We start from the raw sequence: 22,888 nt of genomic DNA, 5'->3' as shown, positions 1-22,888 counted from the left end.
GAATGCTGCTGGTTTATGGAACTTCTATTTAGATTCTGCTTAAAAATGGATGGAAAAAGTAAAACCCTTTCTGTACTTTACTTTTATTTCCCAACAGGTCTATTTTCTAAATTTCTTACCCAAATAAGATTTCCATCTTTAAAATAAAACTCCCGATCATCCGAAACAATCCAAGAGATCCCAATTGTACCAACTGCTGAGATCAACAAGTCACCTTTTGCAGGTGATCCAAAGCGAGATTTAATCGACTGAAATCTTTCTTCAGAAATAAACAGTTCGAGTGTAATTTCGTGACCTTTGCTTAACTCAACTATCTCTTTAGTTCGATAAAATGGAATGCCAGATGGAACATATTCTTCTGCAAGTATTCTTTTGCTAGATGTTACTTCGGAAACATCACCTAGCTCAACCATTGGAAAATGACTACTAACAAAGCTTGTCTCTCGATATCTTTCCCCAATCAAATTATAATCACCACTAGCCGCAATCTTAGACTTCGGCACAATCAAAACCCGATCATCCTCACTCGTAATTAACTCCTCTCCCTTCGTAATTCGTAATTCGTAATTCGTAATTTGATCCAAAACAAACGGCAAATCATCCCCTTCAACCGCCCGCCTTTGTGCGCCCAACCCAAACCCATCATTCTCCACCTTAAAAAACGCAATCTTATCCGTCTTCTTCGCCAAAGACTTATCCAAAATCAAAATCGAAGTCTTCACCCCAGAATAAGGATTAAAAACCCCAGCAGGAAGCGAAATCACCGCCACCAGCGAATTTTCAACCAACATCTTCCGCAAATCCTTATAAGCAGTCTGACTCTGGAAGATAATCCCCTCAGGCACAATAATCCCCGCCCTACCCCTTGGCGAAAGATGTTCCGCCATATAGTCCACAAATAGAACCTCACTCCGCTTCGCCTTAATCGAAAACCGCTTATGGGGCTTAATCCCACCCTTCGGCGACATAAACGGCGGATTCGCAAGGATCACATCCGCAAACTCATTCCAGCGATCCTCAGAAGTCAAAGTATCGTACTCAAAAATTTGTGGACTCTTAAACCCATGCAAATAGAGATTTACCAACGACAACCGCACCATATCGGGCGAAATATCATAACCCTTAAAATTCGTCGCCATCTTCCCCTTCTCATCGGGCGTAAGCGTACTATTCCCCTGAGCATCCAGATTAGACCGCAAAATATGCTTATACGCCGAAATCAGAAAACCCGCCGTACCACAAGCAGGATCGAGAATCACCTCACCCTTTTTAGGTTGCAAAATCTCCACCATAAAATCAATAATATGGCGCGGCGTGCGGAACTGCCCCGCATCCCCCTGCGAACCCAACACCGACAGCAAATACTCAAACGCATCCCCCAACCGTTCCGAATGATCATAGGTAAAACCATCAATCACCTTCAAGAAACTCTTCAACGTCTCAGGATCGCGATAGGGAAGATATGCATTCTTAAAAATATCTCGAAACAACGCAGGAATCCCCGCATTTTGCGGCATCGTGCTAATCCCCTCACTGTAAAGGCTCAGCAACTCATGCCCACCCACGCTCGGACTCATCAACCGACCCCAACCAAACTTCGCAAACTCACCCGCAAAAAAACTGCGATCGCCCCCCAACTCCTCCACCTCCGCATCCATATCATCCATAAACTTATAGATGAGAGCAATGGTGATCTGTTCCACCTGTGACTTCGGATCGGGAACCTTCCCCACCAAAATATCACGAGCAGTATCGATGCGGCGTTTAGTTTCAGAATCAAGCATTAAAAATTACGAATTACGAATTAACAATTACGAATTGGTAGAATATTATAACTCCTAAGCGATACCCCTAACCCTAACCCAATAACTCGTAATTCGTAATTCCCAATTCGTAATTCCCAATTCGTAATTATTCATAATGCGTCCACATCCGAATCACCTTCACAACGCGATCGCTATCTAAAACTTGATAAACCAAACGATGCTGAATATTAATCCTGCGTGAATATGCACCCGCCAAATCTCCAACTAACTTCTCATAACTTGGAGGCGTTTGATAAGGGTTCTCTTTGAGAATATCCAACAACTTATCAGTCTTAGCTTTCAACCCCGCCGACAATAATTTCTGTGCATCCTTCTGAGATTGTTTTGTATATACAATTCTCCAACTCACCAGTCCAAATCCTCATCACAATCAGCGATCGCAGTAGCCAAACCAGCTTGAATCGATTCCCGCATATTTGGTATTGACAACAAATAAAGTGTCTCCTGAATCCCCTTCCAATCATCCTCCGATAACAAAACCGCATTACCACGCTTAGCCGTAATCAAAATCGGCTCATGGGACTCATTAGCCTCATCAATCAGACGATAAAAATTCGCCCTAGCCTCACTAGCCGTAAAAGTTGACATTACATTTTCTACTTAACTCAAAAATATAGCTTATTATAAGCGTACGCTATCCAGTACGTCAATAATCAATTACGAATTGATCAATTACGAATTATTAATTGACTTGCACAGCAAGCTATCCTAAGCCCAAAACAGAAAAAAGCTCCGTAATTCGTAATTCGTAATTCCCAATTCCCAATTCGTAATTCAACTAACGAATCTCTCCAACACCACAAACTCCCTCACATACTCAGGAATTAAATTACGGTATGACTTCGGCACAGCCTTAAAACTATCAAGGGATAAAAACGCATTTGTCGCTAACTCAGCATAATTTTTTGCCTCAATGATTTTCCGAATCTGGTCGTTAGTTACATAGGCTTTAAAGTAACTCTTAATCGCAGGAATTGACTCATCAGGCTGATAATTTGCCACAAACTTCTCAAATTCTTCCTCCAACAACTCATCCTTCAACTTAAATCTGGGAATTAAGCCAAAAATCTTTTCCAAAATCTCGCGCACCTCCAACCGCCGATCCACCGCCGCCGCCTTACGCAACTTTTCCAAGGTATAAGCCTGTTCAGAATCAGCAAAAAATTTCTCATTCACATAGGCGATCGCCTTTTCCCAATGCCCGACCTCGATCGCCGCCGCCAACTCGCGATCGTTGCGAATCACCTCCTCAAAACGCTCAAAATATAAGCGATCGATCTTCATGCCACCATAGGCTATCGCCTCTTCCTTGAGACTCGTAATGATATCTGCACCAAGATGCTCATAGCTATTAATCCCGCCAGTTCCACCTCCCGTACCGCCATCACCGCCACCAGTCTCAGCTTTCGGCTTAGGCAAAGCCAACACCTCATCATATTTAAAATCCTTCTCAAAGTATTCACAGTTCGCGAAGAAATCAAACAATTTAAAAGCAGTCTTCTCTGGATGCTTTACCGTTGCCTTGAGATCCTGATCATGCAAATCAGTCAAAAAATTATGCCTACGAGTCCCTCGTCCCTTAATTTGAATAAAATCTGTCGGTGAAAAGATCGGACGAAATAACCCCAAATTCAACAAATCAGGACAATCATAGCCCGTCGTCATCATCCCCACCGTCACACATACCCGCGCCTTGCTCGTGCGATAGGTTTCCAAAAAATTCGCCGTACCGCGCAAATTATTATTCGTAAAATTACTCGTAAATAGTTGAGCGTCCGTTATTTGTGATGTCACCTGTACTGCAAAATCTGAATTGTACCGATTCGGAAATATACGATCCGCCATCTCATTCAAAATTTCCGTCAACTTCAGCGCATGAGGCTGACTCACCGCAAAAATAATTGACTTCCCAATCTCGCCACTAATCGGATCGCGAAAAGCCTTCTCTAAAAAAGTCTTACAAAAAAGCTGATTGGTCGCTGATGAAAAAAAGCGCTTCTCAAATTGCCGAATTTTAAAACTCTCTTCCGTCTTTTCGCCTTCTTCATCCGTAAACTCCACCAAAAAGCCATCCTTAGACAAAAGCTCTGTCGTCACCTCAGTCCGCCCATCAACCACAGTTGGCTGAATCAAAAAGCCATCCCTAACCCCATCATTTAAACCATAGCTAAAAGTCGGAATTCCATCCGCACAGCCAAAAGTGCGATAGGTATCCAGCATTATCCGCCGTTCATATTCTCGTGGATCTTTAGTCGTGGGCTTAGCTCGATCAAATTGCTTCAGATAATCCTTCGGTGTCGCCGTCAGCCCTAATTTGTAGCCAATAAAATAGTCAAATACCGCCCGTGCATTCCCACCAATAGAGCGATGCGCCTCATCCGAAATCACCAAATCAAAATCCGTCGGTGAAAAGCGATCGCGATATTTGTTACCCGTTAGCAATGACTGCACCGTAGTCACCACAATATCCGCAAGTCGCCAATCATTACGATTTTCCTTATAAATTACCGTTTTATAGTCATTTTTAAGCAGTAGGTCAAAAGCTTTCTTAGCTTGCTCCTCTAACTCAATGCGATCGACCAAAAACAAAACCCGCCGTGCATTTCCCGTCTTTAAAAATAACTTGATCACCGCCGCCGAAGTCAGGGTTTTCCCTGTCCCAGTCGCCATCTGAAACAAAAAACGATCTTTCCCAGCTTGCACCGCACCTTGTAAAGCCGCGATCGCCTGTTTTTGATAACTCCTTAAAAATCGTAATTTATTCTTCTCAATAAAACTCGCTCTTTCCAGTTCATTCTTCCATCCTGCATCATTCTCATAATCAGGATATTGCGTCAACACCACATAATCATCATCAATCACCTCATCGACAAGACGTTGCGGATCAGCAATCACTTTCTGATACCCAATCACCGATTGAGGCGTAGGAAAACTTGTAATTTCATAGGGATTCCCTTGTTCCAAACCCCAAAAATAATGCTTATTGCCATTGGACAGAATCACAAAACGGCATTTTTGAGACTTGGCATAATCTCGCGCCTGTTCTTTCCCCACGAGCGGATCAAGATTCCCCGCCTTTGCCTCCAAAACAATAAACGGAGAACCCTTTTCATTCAGCAGCAAAAAATCAATAAAGCCCTTTCTCGTCTTCCCAAAATCCTCCCAAAATTCATCCAAATCCCAAGATGTAATCTGAGTCCCCGCCTCAAGCACGATATTCGCAGGCTGTCCCCCTTCCGCAAAAAAACGCCAACCCGATGATTCAAGCAACTTATTAATCTTAATTCTGACTGTAGCTTCATTATTTGTCATTACCAACCACCAGTATCAAACCCAAACATGGATTAATTTTTCTGCTTTATTTCATTATAAAACAACTTGCGATCGTCTGGCGATCAGCCCATAGCTAGATTAGTATCTACTGCCCCCAAGCGATCGTTATTTGGCAGCGACAAAGGTAAAATATTCATGTCCGATGACTTTGATGCTCCCTTGCCAGAGTTTGAGGAATATTCGTAATTGATAATTCGTAGAGGACTGGATAGAGATCATTTTGCGATCGCCTATTCTGTGTTCTTTTTCGGATTTAAAATATTGATGTATCGATCTAATCCTGACAAAACTTTTTCGGCAATCAACAAAATAAAGGACTGTTTATCATTCTCAGCTTGCACCTTTTCTAAAGCATCATAGTAAGCCATGCGACTTTCATAATCACCGCCAATAATTGCTAAAGGGAAACCATGCTGTAATAAAATCAAGTTCATAATTAAACGGGAAGTGCGACCATTGCCATCAATAAAAGGATGAATGGAAACTAATCTTTCGTGCATTTCGGCAGCTAAAACTACGGGATGTAAATCATTTTTATGGAGTTCATAAAATCGAAAATAATCTTCCATTAAATCTTGCAATAAATAGGGCTGCGGTGGTAAATGTTTACTTCCTGCGATCGCGACAGGTAACTTGCGATAAACTCCAGCATTCTTGCGATCTATGCCATACAAAACAATTCCATGAATTTGTTTGAGTATATATTCTGATAGCTCCATTTTTTGAGTAACTAGATCTTCAATGAACAAAATTGCTTCTTTATGATTAATTGCTTCCAAATGTTCGCGCATACTTTTGCCACTAATCGTCATCCCTTCATTGATTACAAGCTGAGTTTCACGCAAGGTTAAAGTATTGCCTTCAATGCGATTACTCTCATACAAAAATTCAACTTTTAAAGCTTCTTTAATTGTGGCATTGTCAAGATTTTGACGCAAAATGTCTAGCTCAGATTTGCGCTGATTAATCTTAGTTAGTATCGATTCTAGATCTTGCATGGTTAACTCTTGTCAAAATTCTACGCAAAATTACGCGAGGCAAATAGTATTCCCAATTAAGAAATGACATAGCCATTTTTAATTGGCGATTTTTAATTGGCGATTTTTAATTGGCGATTTTTAATTGGCGATCGCATGATCAAACTGGCGCGAATGTAATTGGGCATAGCGTCCTCCTTTTTGGAGCAAATCATCGTGGGTTCCTGATTCCACAATCTTCCCCTGTTCTAAAACAATGATACGATCACTGTTTCTAATGGTCGCTAAGCGGTGCGCGATAATAAATACGGTGCGTCCCTGCATTAAACGCTGTAACGCTTCTTGGACAAGACTTTCCGATTCGGTATCTAAGGCGGAAGTGGCTTCGTCAAGGATCAGGATTTTGGGATTATGCAGCACAGCACGGGCTATGGAAATGCGCTGACGCTGACCACCAGAGAGGTTTACGCCCCGCTCTCCCACCCATGTGTCATAGCCTTGGGGTAGTTCGCGAATGAAGTCATGGGCATTGGCAATCTTAGCGGCAGCTTCCACTGCTTGAGTGTCATAATCCTTTTTACCAAAGGCAATATTAGAAGCAACGGTTCCTGAGAAGAGAATGTTCTCCTGCGGCACTAGCGCTAATTGTTGGCGCAGGCTCTTGATCTGCACATCACGAATATCATAACCATCGATCAGGATCTTGCCATGATTGACATCATGGAAGCGCATCAATAAATTCATCATCGTTGATTTGCCAGCACCCGACGCTCCCACCAGCGCGATCGCTTCTCCTTGCTGTGCCACCAAATTGATATCCGTAAGTACAGGGCGATCGCTTTGATAATGGAAGCCCACATTAATATATTCCACTTTGCCCGTAACTTCAGGGAGAGGAATTGCGTGGGCTTTTTCGGTCACTACGGGTTGAATATCAAAAATCTCAAAGATGCGATCCACAGATGCTTCCGCCTGTTTGATTTCGTTATAGCTATTGGTGGTATTGGCGATCGGGTCAATTAAGAGCGCCACACCTGCCCCAAAGGCAACAAACTGTTCGGGCTTGAGCCAATTGTTAGCAATGAGCCAACCTCCCAATAAAAACAAAAAGCAAATTCCTGTCGCTTCCAAAAAGCCAACCACAGGATATTGAATCGCTCTCACGCGATCGGCGGCATATTTGCGGCGGCTATTTTGTTCTGCTTCCTGTTGAAAGCGTTCAATTTCATAGGCTTCTGTGGCAAAGGCGCGGACTAGGCGAATGCCGCTAAAAATCTCCGATAGCAAGGCGGCAAGATTAGAAACTTGATCCTGGCTACGGCGGCTTAGGCTCAACATCCGATCGCCAAACCAAGCAATTAAAATCGCAATTAAAGGAGCCACCGCCAGGGTGGTCAGCGTCAATATCCAGTTTAGATAAATCATATAAGCCAGTACAAACAATAATTGCAGGACTGACGGAATAAACTGATGAAAGAATTTACCGATTACTTCACCAATGCGATCGATATCTTCGGTGAGGCGATAGGATAGATCCCCCGTCCGCGATTCGGCAAAGTAATCTAAATCTAAGGTTTGCAAATGGGCATAGACATCAACACGCAAATCCCTCGCTGCATTTAGTGCTGCCTGTGCCATCATCGAGTCCTGCCCATATTGTGCCAAGCCCCGAAATACAAACATCACCACCGTAAAAGCGGCGATCTGCAAAATCCCATTCACATCGCCCTTGCCCAAGGCCTGAGCCACTCGCCCCATCAACTCTGCCAGCAGTGGCATTGAGCCGATAAAAACAAGGGTACATAAAAATGCTTTGGCAATGAGAAAGCGCTGGGGATAAACATAATCGCGCATTTGCCAATAGGAGGAACGTTTTGAAGGCTGCCCCGCAGATTTGCCCGCAGATTTGCCTGAAAATTTGTCTTTCAAACTTTTAGCTCAAATATTTGCAATTCACCATAAATTAGTTTCTCACTTTGTTGCATCCTCACTATATTTTTTTGAGGGCAGAAGCTAATTGACTGACAAATTCTTAACCATAAACGAGCAAGATACTCGTTTCACAAGGATTCTGCTTTTGTGGGTCAGACATCTTGTCTGACAAGGCTTGTAAATACTTTTGTGGGTCAGACATCTTGTCTGACAGGGCTTGTAAATACTTCTGTGGATCAAACATCTTGTCTGACAGGGCTTGTAAATACTTCTGTGGGTCAGACATCTTGTCTGACAGGGCTTGTAAATACTTCTGTCAGTCAATCAGGTTGGTCATGCTCAAGATAGTCAACTTCAGTACTTGTATCGCCCAGAGAGGCTTTGATGACTAAAACCGTGGCGACCTCAAAACTGGCGATTGAGGTTTGCGTACCATATTCAATTCGGTATTCAATTCGGTATTCAATTCGATTCAATTCGGTATTCAATTCGGAAAATCAGGTCGCAGTGCAACCTGACTTTTTTAGTTTCCGTAGGGGCGTGGGTAAGGTCTGAGCATAGGCGAGGTGCGATAGACAGGGAAAATTTGCACGGCTTGACCGCCGCGCTGAATGGGAATATCGGCAATTTTAGTAATGGAATCAAAATAGCCTTTATATTTATCAAGGGGATTGGGAAAGCGATCGTCCTTTAGAAATAGTTCGGAAGTGACGTATAGAGCCTGTTTGCCCACAAAATCTTGGGGCTTACTCCAATAGGCAAAGCCACGCAAATCTTCATCGAAACAGGTAACTTTTTTACCCAATGGCTCGATCGCCATGCCAACTTGACCCGCCACAAAGAAGTTATTCACAAATACAAAATCTGCTTTTTGTAGCTCAGCCTTTAGTTGGGGATTCTCCACAAAGGCTTGACGTAACTGCACAATATCCACCATTTGCGTAGATGGATCGTCCTTCGCTTCCCAAAAGCCACCCGCGATCGCTGCATCACCACCCTTCTGAGCAATGCCCAAATGAACGTGCAGTAACCCAATCAACAGCAGAGGTAAAATTACTAAACCCGACCCCCAAAGCCAATTGCGAATGAATTTTGGGCGTTTTAACTGCACTAATGCTGCCCTCTCTCCTAGCAAGAAAGTAGCGCCAAAGAATCCTGGCATATGCCAAGAGGGTAAAATTTGAATAAAACCACCTAAAAAGGTGAAGCCAAAAAAGATGGGCATGGATACACAGAGGATAAATAGACGTTTATTGAATAATGTTGCTTCAGCCGTTTTTAACTCTGGTTTTAATTCAGATTTTAATTCTGAAATGTCCGTAGAATCTGCTACCTGAGATTTTGAAGTTCTCTTATTCATAATCTCAGCCAAGCTTTTGAAGCTTGTCCACCAAATGGGAATGCCAAAGGTGGGGAATAGATAGCCCAAGGCAACTAGCACTGTTACCAGCAAGCGCTCTAGGCTATACCCAGTGGTGGGAATAGCGCGATTGCCTTGAAAACGGAAAGAAGCCCATTCGTGCTGAGCATTCCAAAACACGACAGGGGCGATCGCTGCCAAAAATAGGGCGATCGCTGCCAAAGTCCATTGCGAAAATAAAGCACGCCGATGTTGTGGGCTAACCAAACAAAAGAGAACTAAGCCACCACCTAGCAAAGCCCCGTGATATTTGCCCAAGAATGCTAGTCCTACCAATAACCCAACGATAGCGAGGCGGTAGGTGGGTTGATAGGATATGGAATTTGGGGAATTTGCGGATGGGAAAAATTCGATCGCTGCTACGTATAGACAGGCTGCCCAAAAGAACATCAGGGCATTATCGGGCAGGGTGAGGATGCCAAAGGCAATTTGGAAGATGGGAATCGTGGTTAAAATCGCGAGGGTCATGGTGGCGGCGCGATCGCCAAATAGTTTTTTGCTGGTTAGGTAGGAAAAAAGCAAAGTCCCCGTGTACAGCAATACGCCGCCGATGCGAAGGGTGAAAGGATTGGCGATGCCAGTGAGCCAGATGCCAATTCCCGCAGTAAAGGCAACTAGGGGCGGATGATCGAAGTAGCTGAGATGTAGGTTTTGGGTGTAGAGATAGTAGTAGGTTTCGTCAAAGCCGAGGTTGAGGTAGTTGGCGCATAGCAGTCTAAACAATCCTCCCCATAGGAGAATGGCGATCGCCCATTTTTCAATTTTCACACTATATTCCTTGTGTAAGTCCTTTCAGTAAAATTACGCTAACGATTGTACCCGCGATCGCCGATGAAGTAATTTCTAACCTACCTGCTTAGAAGATGGTTGGAGTGGTGATGATGCCCTCAATGCTGTCTTTAAAGTCAATTCCCACATTGATGACATCTACAAACTATTTATGGTGCTGTGGCAGGAACTGAGATTAATGAGGGGATAGATCGTTATGCCTATCATCAAGGTTTGTTTGTAATTAAGCCTTCAGGTGAGGGTGTGGCGATCGCCAATGATGACGATTTTAAAATTGCTACATGGCAAATCAGCACTTAAATCTAAATATTTGCCTAAAATCGCGTAAAAAGCTATATAATCATTCAAATGACATCGTACTTACTTAATTGATCTATGTGAAGGTGAAAGCAGTCACTTTATTGGTTCGATAGTAGTGACAAATATTGCTTCTAGATCAAATTATGAATCACACCAAATAAGAGTTCTGCTCTGCCTAGACCAAATCAATTCCAATGTTAATAGTTTTAATCAAGTCAATATCTTAATTTCAGAGCCAATAAAATGTTTATACGGTCGATAGAAATTAAAAATTTTAAATCATTTCAGGATGTCACAATTTTACTAAATTCTGACATCAATATATTTACGGGTAAAAACAATTCAGGAAAAACAACCGTTTTAGAAGCGATCGCATTGTGGCATGAATGTTTTACTAAATTAATTCGTCAGGCTGGACGAGCAACCAAAAATTATAATAAGGGAGATTATATTCTTGGAAATACACAAGACAAGTATTTCCCTTTTTATGAGATTCACAGTGTTCGCAGCCCTAACTTTGATGACATTTTCTATGAGCGTGACAAAACAAAAAAAATAGAGCTTACTGCACTATTAAATAATGGTAATAAGGATTTAGTAGTTAGTTTTCAAATAAGTGTATCTGGACTAAACTATGTTATAGAACTAATTGATTTTAATAAGTACGATTTTAAATCATTTAATAATTTCTTTCAAAACCTTCCCGTACCAATCAGCTTGTACTATGCATCACCTGTGCCAACAATTCGAGCTAGAGAGAATTTTGCAACTCTTCCTCAAGTAAAAGAAGCAATTCAAATAAGAGAATCATCTAGCATTTTGCGTAATCGTCTATATTCTTTATATCGTAATCAACGTAATCTTGATTTATATAGAAATTTTATTGATGACTTATCTTATATTCTATTTGACAATCAAGAAAAAATTGAATTTTATACTAATAGCGATATTCAGAAAGATACTCAGGTGATCTTAGAATTCCAAATTGGTAAACGTGGAAACAAAAAAGATATTAACTTACTTGGCAGTGGATCATTACAAATCATTGAAATATTACTCAATTTGTATGATCACGTTCAAATTACTGATCTGAATATTATTTTATTAGATGAACCAGATAGCCATATTCATAGAGATATCCAAAAGAGGTTGCTAGAAATTATAACTAAGTTTGCAGATCGTAATCAGGTTATAATGACAACTCATAATGAATCGCTAATACGTCATTCAGATATACGTCATCTTTTTCACTTAGAGAACAGTTTTCAAGGTAATTATAAACCAGTTGACAATAATGAGATTAGTAAACTTGGTCTTCGTTTTAAAGGTATTTATCCCAGTGTTACTAATCCTATTATCAGTTCGTTGGGAAATACTAATGGATTAGACTTTATTAATGGAATTGAATCTGATCGACTTATTTTCGTTGAAGGAGAAGATGATGCAAGAGCAATTAGTCTACTATTACAAAAAAGTAAGTCTTCAGCAAGCTCAAAAAAATATGTCTTTTGGGTTTTGAATGGAGTCAATCATATTTTTAATGATATCCTGTCTTATAAAACTGTTTTTTCTGTAATAAAAAATCAAAGAACATTATGGGAAAAGTCTGTTTTGATTTTTGACAGAGATTTTTTAAATGATGCACATTATCAAGCAATTGCTAAAGCAATGAAAGAAAAGCTTGGTTTAGAAACCTACATTTCGATTGCATATACATTTGAAGCTACCTTATTAACGGAGTTAGATGTATTAAGCCGCCTATTAGCAAAATGGATTGAGGTGTCATATTCTCAGCAAGTTGATACAGATACATTAAGAGAAAATTTACATATAAGTTATCAAGAGATTGAAAAAGATTTACAACAAAAATATCTCGACAATAATGAGTGGATCTTACAAGCTGCCCATAGATATATCAAAGTTAGAGACAGCTTAAAAATCTTATTCGCTAGATCTAAGTCATCCAATCTAATAGTTGAAGATAATGCTGAAATTACAATGTTATATCAAGAACATCTAAAACAATCTATTATCACTCAAAAATTCTTTAAACTAACAAAAAAAGAGGATGTATCAAAGATACTCAATGAAGTCTTGCAGCCTTATCACATTTCTTTTGATATTGAAAATGACTTTATTGATTTACTCAGGATGGTAGATCATTCAACTTGGTTTAAAGAATGGGACTTTTTATTAAACTTATGACTATTTTTGCTCATACTACAGCCTGTTTAGCTATCAAGGGGTACAATTTTAGCCTGTAACGGTTGCGTGGACTATTCTAATGTGTCCCATATTGCCTCAACAGGCTGTATCAAATAGATCAAATAAATATTTTAAGCGATCGCTGTTTGATTGAGATTGGGGGCGATGGTATTTCTATTTCGTGCCTTTACCAAAATCTGGGAGGGTGTATTTGCAACTCTATCGGGGATGGGGTTAGTAAGTTAAAAAGAAATAAGTTAATCCAAAGATCTGTTCTTCCTGTAAATATTCTTGCCATCCGCCTCTATAATCCTTTTTATAAATCTTTTTTAAATAAAACTTTATAAAACAATATGCTGCTTGAAGTTGACAATTTAACGGTTCACTATGGAGAGGCTCCGCCAGCCGTCGATCGCGTTAGTTTTCAGCTACAGGCGGGGGAAGCGCTAGGGCTAATCGGCGAAAGTGGTTGTGGCAAATCGACTGTCGGGCGATCGCTGATAAATCTATTACCGCGCTATGCCAGCAGCGAAGGTACGGTTTATATCGATGGTGAGGCGATCGCCACCAAAAAGGATGGCGCATGGCGGGGTGAAAAGGTGGGTTTGATTTTTCAAGATCCGATGACACGCCTCAACCCATTGATGAGCATTGAGGCACATGGCTTGGAGTTGCTCAATTCCCATTTTCCTAAGCTGTCCACAACTTCGGCAAAACAAAGACTCAAAGAATCTCTGCAAGCGGTACGCATCGATCCTAGCCGCGCTAAGCAATATCCCCACGAGTTTAGCGGCGGGATGCGGCAAAGGGTGGCGATCGCCCTAGCGCTATTGCTCAATCCTGTATTGTTGATTGCCGATGAGCCGACCACTAGCCTTGATGTCACCGTTGCCACAGAAATTTTAAAAGAACTTACGGAATTGCGCCGCAGTCGGGGGATGGGGCTGTTGTTAGTTACCCATGACTTGGGGATGGTGGCGGAATATTGCGATCGCATTGCGGTGATGTACAAGGGCGCGATCGTTGAGACTGGTACAGTGACGAATATTTTCACCAATCCACAGCATCCCTATACCCAGAGCTTGTTGCGATCGGTCTTGCATTTTCATCCCGAAGCCCTTGAAACTATTGCATCTGTTGATCATTCACCCACAGAAGCAACTAGCGCAACCGCTCCTGATAAGTCAACCGAGCCGCAGGTAATTGTTAAGGTCAGTCATTTAAAAAAGCATTATGTGACGGGTGGCAATTTTCTAGAGCGTTTGACTAATCCTGAAGCGGGGATTGTTAAGGCGGTGGATGGCATTGATTTAGAAATCTATGCTCAAGAGTGCTTTGGCATTATTGGTGAAAGTGGCTCTGGCAAAAGCACCACAGGCAGAGCGATTTTGCAACTAATCAAACCCGATCGCGGTTCCGTATATTTTAATGGTGTGGATTTGACGAGTCTCGCCCCTCAACAAATGCGAAAGATGCGATCGCAGATGCAAATGATTTTTCAAGATCCTAAAGCCTGTTTCAGCCCCAAAATGACCATCTTTCGCAGTGTTGCCGATCCCCTGCTAATCCATAGGCTAGTACCTAATCTAGAGGCGGCAAGGGAACCCGTGGCGAAGATTTTAGAAAAAGTGGGGCTAGATTTGCAGCTTGCCGATCGCTATCCATCGGATCTATCGGGCGGACAACTGCAACGGGTGGCGATCGCCCGTGCCTTGATTACCAATCCCAAACTGGTGATCTGTGATGAACCCGTGAGTATGCTCGATGCCTCGATTCAGAGCCAAGTTTTGCAACTGATGCGCGATTTGCAGCAAGAATTTAAACTCACCTATATTTTTATCACCCATGATTTGGCGGTGGCACAGTTCTTTTGCGATCGCATTGCGGTAATGCGTAAGGGTAAAATTGTGGAGCAGGGTACTACGCAGGCAGTTCTCACCAATCCGCAACAGGTCTATACCAAATCTCTGATTGCTTCTATTCCCCGCATTCCCCAAGTCCATTGATTTTAAATTCTAATGCCTGATTTTTCTGAGCAATCTTTCCTGAACGCGCATTTTCTCAATCCCGATCGCTCCAATCTGCCAGAGATCCGCAAGCTGGGCTATGCCTTTGTGGATCTCATTGTTGATGGGGTGCTAGATACTCAAAATCAGGCGTTTATTCAAGATTCTTCCCCCTTTGTCAGCATCATTCCCGAGCAGGGAGAAGCGCTGACAGAGATTATCGATGCGGTGCGATCGCAGATTTTGCCCCGCACGATCAACTTCCATAACCCGCGTTACATGGGACATATGGATAGTATCCCTGCGGCAGTAAGCATTTGGGCAGATGCGCTGATCTCGGCAGTCAATAACAATATGCTCAGTTACGAACTCTCTCCCATTTTTACGCAAATGGAAGCACAGTTGATGCAATGGTTCGGCAATCTATTTGGGATGGGAACTGATTGCTTCGGTACTTTGACGGCGGGAGGAAGCCTTGCCAATATTTCGGCGATGTTGTTGGCAAGGAACTGGAAACAACCTCAGAGTAAAGATCTGGGTAATATCGATCACCTAGTCGCCTTTGTATCCGATGCGGCGCATACTTCCTTTGAGAAGGCGATGAATGTGGTGGGATTGGGGAAGGACAATCTATTGCGGGTTCCGAGCAACGATCGCGGTGAAATCATTTTGGAAGCTTTAGAATCCATGGTTCAGCAGCAAATCCAACTGGGGAAGCAACCTTTTTTTATAGCGGCGATCGCTGGCACGACCATAACTGGAGCCGTTGATCCAATTCAAGCGGTGGGCAGACTCGCGAAACAATATGATTGCTGGTTTCATGTGGATGCTGCCTATGGCGGCGCTGGGATATTTACGCCCAAATTACAACCCCTCTTCCAAGGTTGCGACCTTGCCGATTCCCTGACCTTTAACCCGCAAAAATGGCTCTGGGTATCGCGCACCTGTGCGATGCTACTGGTCAAAAATAGGCAGCATCTCATTGATGGCTTTGATGGCAAACTGCCCTATATGGATGATCAAACCCTAAATTTTGGCAATCTCAACCTGCAAGGTACACGCCGCACCGATAGCCTCAAATTATGGATGGTCCTCAAATCGATGGGAACTTCAGGCTGTCAATATATGGTCGAGCGATCGCTAGAACTCAGCGATCGCCTTGTCAAATGGATTAATGATGATCCAGAATTGGAACTAGTTTGCGAACCAACCTTAAATATTATCTGTCTGCGATCGGCTAATCCCGATGTTAGCAGCAGTGATCTCCGCCAAAAGTGGATAGACGAAGGGAAGTTATGGCTGTCATTACCACTGTGGAAAGGCGATCGCATTCTCAAAGCTGTAATTTTACATCCCTATGCAGGGTAATTTCTAAGACCCTCACCCCTAGCCCCTCTCCCTTTTTGGGAGAGGGGAAACAGAAAATTTTTTACTCCCCTTCTCCCGTTCTGGGAGAAGGGGTTGGGGGATGAGGGCAATTTGGATTATGCGTAAATCCTAATTTCTATCATCAGGATGACTGCTTTATTTACGGTTTCATGACAATATCTTAATGCTGTACGTCTTGATCTGAGCGTTACGATGAAATCCCCTGACCGTTTGCTAATTGTTGATGATGTGCCTGACAATGTATTTCTTGCCAGAACTATTCTTGAAGATGAGGGGTATGAGGTCATCACAGCAACTAATGGTCTTGATGCGCTGAAAATAGTCGAGTCATCTCCTCCCGATTTGCTGCTGCTAGATGTGATGATGCCGCTCATGGATGGCTATGAAGTCACTAAAAGGATCAGAGCCATGAAGGATCTGCCCTTTATCCCCATTTTGTTAATTACCGCTTACGATCGCGCCAATGCTGTCAAGGGGCTAGATCTTGGCGCAGATGAATTTATTCGCAAACCCATTGAGGCGGACGAACTGCTAGCGCGGGTACGATCACTATTGCGGTTAAAACATAGCATTGCCGAACGCGATCGCATTGATCGGCAGCGTCAAGATTTTGTCTCACGCCTCACCCATGATTTACGCACACCCTTAGTTGCCGCCGATCGCATGATCGGTTTATTGCAAGATGGCGCATTGGGCGAGATTTCTGCATCAGTGCGCGAAGCCCTCACGATTATGGAGCGTAGCAATCTCAATTTATTAGAGATGGTCAATAAATTACTGGATGTCTATCGCTATGAGTCGGGAAGTAAAACCATTAATCTGCAAGATCTCAATTTAAAGGAACTATTAGAGCAAGAATTGCAGGAGCTTAGACCGATCGCTATTTCTAAGGGACTAGCCCTGCATAGCGATCTCGGTACGGCGGAAAAAGTAATTATTAAAGGCGATCGCCTCGAATTATTGCGCGTATTCAATAATTTGATTGGCAATTCCCTTAAGTTTACCGATAAGGGCGATGTAACTATTAGTCTAAACCTTGATCGCCATGCTCAAACCGTAGTCGTGGCGATCGCTGACACAGGCGCAGGCATTCCCACCGAAGAGCAGCCTTTCCTATTTCAGAGATTTCGCCAAGGCAATCATCAAAAACAAGGCAGTGGCTTGGGGCTGTATCTCTCCCATTACATCATCAGCGCCCACAATGGTCAGATTCATGTGCAGTCAGTTCCCCATCAAGGTTCCACTTTTTACGTGCATTTACCCCTTGTTGCTGTGAGTGAAGCAGGGCGATCGATTGACTAATGAATAAGAACTCGTGTCAGCACTTTGCGCGGACTGACAACAGTTACCGATCAAATCAACCATAGTAAAAGTCTTGAAAGCTTTACCTAGCAAAGTTTTCAAGACTTGTCTTGGTTTATCGCCGTTTGCAAGTTGTCCTTGACAACTTGCAAACCATCAAATCCATATTTTCTATCTTTGTTTTTTACCTTGTCCGTACCTAAGCTGAAAACCAAAGATAGGTTAAAAGCGGTTTTCATACTCGACTGATATGCCTGTTTGCCCATTGGAGCTATAGCTGCCCCTCAAGAGAACATTAGGATCAACGCGATAGCGCACGGCGAAATTAGTGGGCTGAGTGGAATCATTAATGATCCGTTGCAGGGCAACCGAGAAACTATTGCTAACATCGATCGCGGCCTCAGCAGATAGCCCTAGCGTCCCCGTACTCGTGCCTTCGGAATTCGTGGTGACAGGGCTAAGGTTAAATTCTGCGAGATTTAAAGCATCACCGATCGCATCCTGTAGAAAGTTAAGCACTGTACCACCTGCAAAGCTGGCAAGGGCTGAAGCGGGGTCTGAGCCACCCTGCTGCTGAAGTACACCACCACCGATCAGGGTGACGATTTCTGCTTGGCTGCGCGGTGGGCTACTAGATAGGCGAATATCAGGGGCAAGCGCCGTGCCTGTGACACTCGCCTGTACCCGTAGGGTTTTTTGCGCCCCCAGATTGCTAACTGGCACTTCATTGGGGCTGAACAGATCGTTAGGACGATTGGAATTAATCGGCACACGAGTAACTTCAGCAACAGCGCCTGATACACGCACATTGAGGTTGGGGTTAAATCCTTGACTGGGGCGGAATTCGACAAAGTTTTCGTAGGCGCGATCAAGACGGAATCTTGCAGAAATGGCATTAAATTGTCCTCTGGAAATCTTAATTCTGCCTTCGGGTTCGGGTCTTTGCAAAGTTCCATTAAAGACTAAAGTTCCTTCACCAAGGAAGTTAAATATGGGAAATCTTGTCACCTGCATATTTTGCAATTTGACAGCAAGGCGATCAAAGGCAATGTCGGTGGTGGGACTTGCATTCGCTCCTTGACTTTCGGCAGCCGCGTCATTACCAATCACAAAGCGTCCTTCTCCCAGCAAAACTTCGCCTGTGAGAATTGGTTCAAATAACGAACCTCTGACAATTACGCGACTGTTGAAGTTGTCGGAACTGATATCGCGAATATTTAACTTGAGTTTATCGGCGTTAATGGCGAGGGCTTTTTGATATTCGGGGCTTTCTTGGGTAAATAGTCGGGTATTGCTGATGGGCAGAAATCCATTGATTTGCAGGTTGCCATCACTGAATTTGCTGGTAATCTCACTAAAGAGGCGATCGCGGGTAAAGTCGATCGCCCCTGTTACTTCGGTAAATTTACCAGGCAAGCCTAATACTTCAATTTGGGCGTTATCCAGAACCACCTTACCAGCGATTTTAGGATCTCTAAACGTACCATCAGCGTTGATATTAATCGCACCTTTGCCACTAATCCAGTTTAGGGTCGGATTAATGGCATTGATCAAGGCAATACCGCCATCTTTAACATCTAGTTTGACCTTAAAGTTGCCAAAGACCCCAACATTACCTGCCGCTAATACGGCTCCTTCTGCTAGGTTCATATTGACATCGAAGTTAACGTTTAAGGCGGCATAATTGAACTTGACGGCAACTCGCTCAATTGGTTGATCGTTGTAGGAGCCGTTGGTGAGGTTGAGATCACCATCGATTTTAAGATCAAGGACATTTGTGCCAGCGATCGCTAAACTGCCATTGACCTTACCTTTAATATTTTCAAAGGCATTTTTACGAAAGAAGGGCAGGAAGCGAATACTTTCAATGGGGAAGTCTTTGAGTTCAACTTTTCCACTTTGTTCGCGAAATCTGAGCAAGGGATTAGGATCGGTCGTGACCCTTATCCTTGCATCGGTAATGCGTCCATAGCTTTCACCAGATTGAAAATTAGCATTGGCTAGTCTAAATACGCCGTTACCATAGCCACCCTTAAGCTGCACATCGGCAATATCGTATTTGTTGTAGCTAAAGTTTTTACCCACGAGATCAAAGTTAAAGCGAAAGCCACGACGCTGGCTAAATCTAAAGCCAAGATCGCCCTCAATGTCGCCATAAAAAGTGGTAAGTGGTGGCAAATCGAAGTTACGCGCTGATTCAACTATTTCCTGCTGTTCTTGGCGCTTGCTGAGTTGAGCGAGGTACTGCAACTGTTTGTAAAGGGGTTCACCTAAAAGCGCGATCGCCTCTAATGGCTTTAGGTCAGAGGCTTGATTAGCGGCAAGGCTAATGCCTTGGGTAATATCTACCACATTTGACCATTGCAGAGTCGCCAAAATATCCTGTACCTTACCTTTGGTAATCTTGACATTGCCGACTAATTGATTTTCAGCATTAGGATCATAGGTGAAGCGGAATTTGTAATCATTGCTAAAGTCGGCTTTGCGAATATTGAGGTTGCCGTCTTTAATATCCAAAATACCATTGGCATAGGATATTTGGGCGATCGCTTTCTCGCCCACCACACGACCAAAGCGAGGGCTGTCAATTGTAATTTGTCCGATCGCTTTGGGAGATTGATCAATATCCACAACTAAGCGACTGGACAACTGCCCCCCCACATCATTTTGACCTGCGATGGAAGTAATGAGGGCTAATGGCAGATGATCAACATTAACATTCAAGCGATTGGGATTGTTCTCTAAGCGCTTGGCGATCGCCGTGATTTTACCAATTTTGAGATCCAAATTAACAGGACGAAAAGCAGCATCGAGTTGAGCGATGAGGCGATCGCTGGTAATACTATCATTTCGCCGCAGATCGAGATTTAATCCTTGATTGCTGTTAAAGTCTAAAGTTCCCGTTAATCGATCGATGTCAAAGGGATTTTTGGCAATACTAGAACCTTGAGCAAAGGCATTGCGATCGAGCCTTAATCCAGCCAGGGCTAGTTTACCTGTCGCCTGAATGACGCTATTAACCGCATTCATCGAGCCGTTAAAGGTGGCATTGTCTAGTTCAATTTGATTGATGCGAACATTGGCAACCTGTAATTTGCCAGTGAGTTGCGGTGAGGTGACTGCGCCTGCGATCGCCCCGTCAAAATTGAGCTTGCCCCTTGATGGCATGGTGATGCCTTGCTTGGCGAGACCACTGCCCAAAGATGCAAGATCGACATTCTCCAACTGCAATGCTCCTGCAATCTTAAGTTGATCGATCGCCCCCGCTAAATTACCGCGAAAATTAAGTAAACCCGTTGCTTTAGCTGGGATCACAGAGGAAAGAGAAGCAAGGCGGTCAATACTAACATTTTGGGAAACGAGATCGAGATTAAGGGCGGCTATGCCTGAGGGAAGTTGATTTTGATCGTAGGCTAAGTCGATTTTGCCATTAGCGGTTAGATAGTTGCCAACCTCAAGGGAAGGAACTAAGAGATTTCTGCCATCCCATGTGAGATTGGCGGCGATCGCATCAGGTAATTCGGTCAGCCCTTGGGGCAAGCTCAAGGAGGCATCGGCAGTAATATCACTTAGTTTAAAACTACCGCGATCGCTGCGAAGATTGATCAAACCTTGGATAAAGCCCTTTTGATTGAGTAGGAATGCTGAGAGCGGAATACCATTGCTATTTAGCTGTGACTTCCAAGCTCCATCTGCCAGATTGTAAGTGCCAGTCAAACCAACCTCGCCAATGGGAAACTTCACCTTTGTGTTGCGAATAGTAGCCAAGCCATTGGCAATACTTACCTCACCTTGGGCGGGATATTGGGCATTGGGAGCATTAACCTGAGCCAGAATTTGTGGGTCTTCCAGACTGCCCGCCACTTGCACATTGGTAATCACCTGTCCGATCGTAATCGGTAATTTCGCATTGTAGAGAGCTGCAAAATCTTCCACCACGCCCACTAAGCTGGAATTAAAAAGAATTTCGGCAGGTTGATCCTTTTGTGGTAAACGAATTTGCCCTTCCCCCGTTAAGGTTGCCCCTGTGGAAGCGGCTTGCACCTTCTTGATCCTGATGGTATTAGCATCTTGCAGTTGCACCGTTGCCAAGAGCCGATCAATATTAACGCGATCAATACTGATCGGTTTGGGTGCATTCAAATTGAGGGTAAGGGATGGTTTTGACAATAAGCCAGTGAGCTTGCCGCCGAGATCCACCTGTCCTGCGATCGCCACAGGCAGTTTCAAATTAAAACTCTCAGCCCCTTTTGCAAGATCGATGGTGGTATTGGCAAAGCTGATATTAAAACCTGTTTTTTCGCTAAATGTGCCAGCGATCGCTGCCTTGAGAAAATCATATTCGGCGACAAAGTCTTTTAAAGTGGCAGTATTGCCATCAAAACTAAACTGTCCTGCAATATTCGTGATTGGCTTTGGGAGTTGTGGCGACTTAACTGCCCCAGAAAACAGTTCGGCGGTCAATGCTACTGTGGGTAATTCTCTACCTGCAATAACGCCTATCTTTGCCTCAGCATTAATCTCGCCCTGCTCCACTGTCACGGGGGCATTGATGGCAAAGCCTTGGACGGCCGCCACCTCCAAGTTATTAGAACGCAAATCGACGGTTCCTTGTCCATTGGTCAAATCCCAATCAACATTGAAGGATACTTTGCCCTTGTTACCATCTGGGAGGGCTTCAGCATTGGCGATCGCTAGGGCAAGCTGTTCGGGGCTAGGAGGTGCAGCGATCGCCGCTAAATTTGGCAAGGTCACTCTTCCCTGACCATTCATTTGCAGACTTTGATTATTGGGATCGGTGATTTGCCACTTGCTATTGATTTGGACTTGGCTGAGAGAGACTAGTTCGCCCTTAGCGATCGTTTGGATTGTTACCTGAGCATTGTCAAAGCGCAGGGTGCGTAAATCCACAAACCCCGCATCTTGATCGGGAGCAGGCTTGGTAATTTTGGGCAGTTGCAACATCCCCGAAACATCCTGCTTCAGAAATACCTGTGGCTTTTCGGCGATCGCGTCCAAACCCAGTTGACGGCGAGTCAGATAACTCCATAGATCCACCTTCACCTCTAGGGCATCCACCGCCAGAAAATTGGACTCCTGCGCGGTTGGTGGTACTAGGGATTTGCCAAACCTGACACTCGAAAAGCTAAACCGTTCAACTTCTCCCAATTGCAAAGGTCGCTTCAATGCCTTGGCAAGCTCTGTTTGCAATAGTGGTGACAGTTGTTCATTGATAAAATAGCGTCCATACCAAAAGCCGCCAAGGGTGGTTGCTGTCAAAGCGATCGCGCCGATCACGCCCACACGTCCCAGAATTTGGGTTAGAGTAGACTTAGTTGGTTGCTGCGGCGGTAATTGAGCCTGTCCCACAAATTTTCACTCCATTGATGCCCACACAGGTATTATTCT

At 43.6% G+C, this 22,888-nt stretch carries 15 protein-coding genes and 1 pseudogene; 6 read left to right on the top strand and 10 right to left on the bottom strand.

Features of this window, described 5'->3' with window-relative positions; all coding sequences use genetic code 11:
* Nucleotides 1–395: 395 nt before the first annotated feature.
* From H6F44_RS11555 to H6F44_RS11540, 4 genes and pseudogenes are all read right to left on the bottom strand, one after another.
* Nucleotides 396–1,784: pseudogene (locus H6F44_RS11555) on the bottom strand (HsdM family class I SAM-dependent methyltransferase); the annotation flags it as partial.
* A 127-nt stretch (nt 1,785–1,911) separates the two neighbouring features.
* Complete coding sequence (locus tag H6F44_RS11550) at nt 1,912–2,175, bottom strand: Txe/YoeB family addiction module toxin (protein WP_190351112.1); 264 nt, start codon at nt 2,173–2,175, stop codon at nt 1,912–1,914.
* The gene (locus H6F44_RS11545; protein WP_190351111.1) at nt 2,172–2,414 is read right to left on the bottom strand and encodes a type II toxin-antitoxin system Phd/YefM family antitoxin; all 243 of its coding nucleotides are present in this window, start codon (nt 2,412–2,414) and stop codon (nt 2,172–2,174) included. The genes H6F44_RS11550 and H6F44_RS11545 overlap by 4 nt, the downstream gene beginning before the upstream one ends.
* Nucleotides 2,415–2,600: 186 nt before the next feature.
* Nucleotides 2,601–5,138, bottom strand: coding sequence for a DEAD/DEAH box helicase family protein (locus H6F44_RS11540; RefSeq protein WP_190351110.1), 2,538 nt, complete (start codon nt 5,136–5,138; stop codon nt 2,601–2,603).
* A gap of 66 nt (nt 5,139–5,204) precedes the next feature.
* Between H6F44_RS11540 and H6F44_RS11535 the strand changes: the two genes are divergently transcribed.
* Nucleotides 5,205–5,345: a hypothetical protein gene (locus H6F44_RS11535; protein ID WP_190351109.1), complete on the top strand. Its 141-nt coding sequence runs from the start codon at nt 5,205–5,207 to the stop codon at nt 5,343–5,345.
* A 44-nt stretch (nt 5,346–5,389) separates the two neighbouring features.
* Here H6F44_RS11535 and H6F44_RS11530 read toward each other — a convergent pair whose 3' ends face one another.
* The 5 genes from H6F44_RS11530 to H6F44_RS11510 form a co-directional block, all read right to left on the bottom strand.
* A complete protein-coding gene (locus H6F44_RS11530; RefSeq protein WP_190351108.1) occupies nt 5,390–6,157 on the bottom strand; it encodes a Fic family protein in 768 nt (255 codons plus the stop codon).
* 120 nt (nt 6,158–6,277) lie between these two features.
* Nucleotides 6,278–7,990: an ABC transporter ATP-binding protein gene (locus H6F44_RS11525; protein WP_190351114.1), complete on the bottom strand. Its 1,713-nt coding sequence runs from the start codon at nt 7,988–7,990 to the stop codon at nt 6,278–6,280.
* Nucleotides 7,991–8,168: 178 nt separating this feature from the next.
* A complete protein-coding gene (locus H6F44_RS11520; RefSeq protein ID WP_190351107.1) occupies nt 8,169–8,354 on the bottom strand; it encodes a hypothetical protein in 186 nt (61 codons plus the stop codon).
* Nucleotides 8,355–8,388: 34 nt separating this feature from the next.
* Nucleotides 8,389–8,556, bottom strand: coding sequence for a hypothetical protein (locus tag H6F44_RS11515; RefSeq protein ID WP_190351106.1), 168 nt, complete (start codon nt 8,554–8,556; stop codon nt 8,389–8,391).
* 35 nt (nt 8,557–8,591) lie between these two features.
* Complete coding sequence (locus H6F44_RS11510) at nt 8,592–10,256, bottom strand: ArnT family glycosyltransferase (RefSeq protein WP_190351105.1); 1,665 nt, start codon at nt 10,254–10,256, stop codon at nt 8,592–8,594.
* Nucleotides 10,257–10,436: 180 nt separating this feature from the next.
* Between H6F44_RS11510 and H6F44_RS11505 the strand changes: the two genes are divergently transcribed.
* The 5 genes from H6F44_RS11505 (at nt 10,437) to H6F44_RS11485 (ending at nt 17,479) form a co-directional block, all read left to right on the top strand.
* Nucleotides 10,437–10,577, top strand: coding sequence for a hypothetical protein (locus H6F44_RS11505; RefSeq protein WP_190351104.1), 141 nt, complete (start codon nt 10,437–10,439; stop codon nt 10,575–10,577).
* 243 nt (nt 10,578–10,820) lie between these two features.
* Nucleotides 10,821–12,782, top strand: a complete 1,962-nt coding sequence (locus H6F44_RS11500; protein WP_190351103.1) for an ATP-dependent nuclease — start codon at nt 10,821–10,823, stop codon at nt 12,780–12,782.
* Between the two features lie 353 nt (nt 12,783–13,135).
* A complete protein-coding gene (locus H6F44_RS11495; protein WP_190351102.1) occupies nt 13,136–14,788 on the top strand; it encodes a dipeptide ABC transporter ATP-binding protein in 1,653 nt (550 codons plus the stop codon).
* Between the two features lie 12 nt (nt 14,789–14,800).
* Nucleotides 14,801–16,156 (top strand): pyridoxal phosphate-dependent decarboxylase family protein, encoded by a 1,356-nt coding sequence (locus tag H6F44_RS11490; RefSeq protein WP_190351101.1) that lies wholly within the window; start codon nt 14,801–14,803, stop codon nt 16,154–16,156.
* Nucleotides 16,157–16,369: 213 nt separating this feature from the next.
* Nucleotides 16,370–17,479 (top strand): sensor histidine kinase, encoded by a 1,110-nt coding sequence (locus H6F44_RS11485; RefSeq protein WP_190351100.1) that lies wholly within the window; start codon nt 16,370–16,372, stop codon nt 17,477–17,479.
* A gap of 222 nt (nt 17,480–17,701) precedes the next feature.
* Here H6F44_RS11485 and H6F44_RS23770 read toward each other — a convergent pair whose 3' ends face one another.
* Nucleotides 17,702–22,849: a translocation/assembly module TamB domain-containing protein gene (locus H6F44_RS23770; protein ID WP_190351099.1), complete on the bottom strand. Its 5,148-nt coding sequence runs from the start codon at nt 22,847–22,849 to the stop codon at nt 17,702–17,704.
* Between the last annotated feature and the right edge of the window lie 39 nt (nt 22,850–22,888).

The sequence above is a fragment of the Pseudanabaena cinerea FACHB-1277 genome, from assembly GCF_014696345.1.
GTDB lineage: Bacteria > Cyanobacteriota > Cyanobacteriia > Pseudanabaenales > Pseudanabaenaceae > Pseudanabaena > Pseudanabaena cinerea.
Note: the sequence above shows the minus strand (reverse complement) of the source record. Positions and strands in the feature narration are given on the sequence as shown.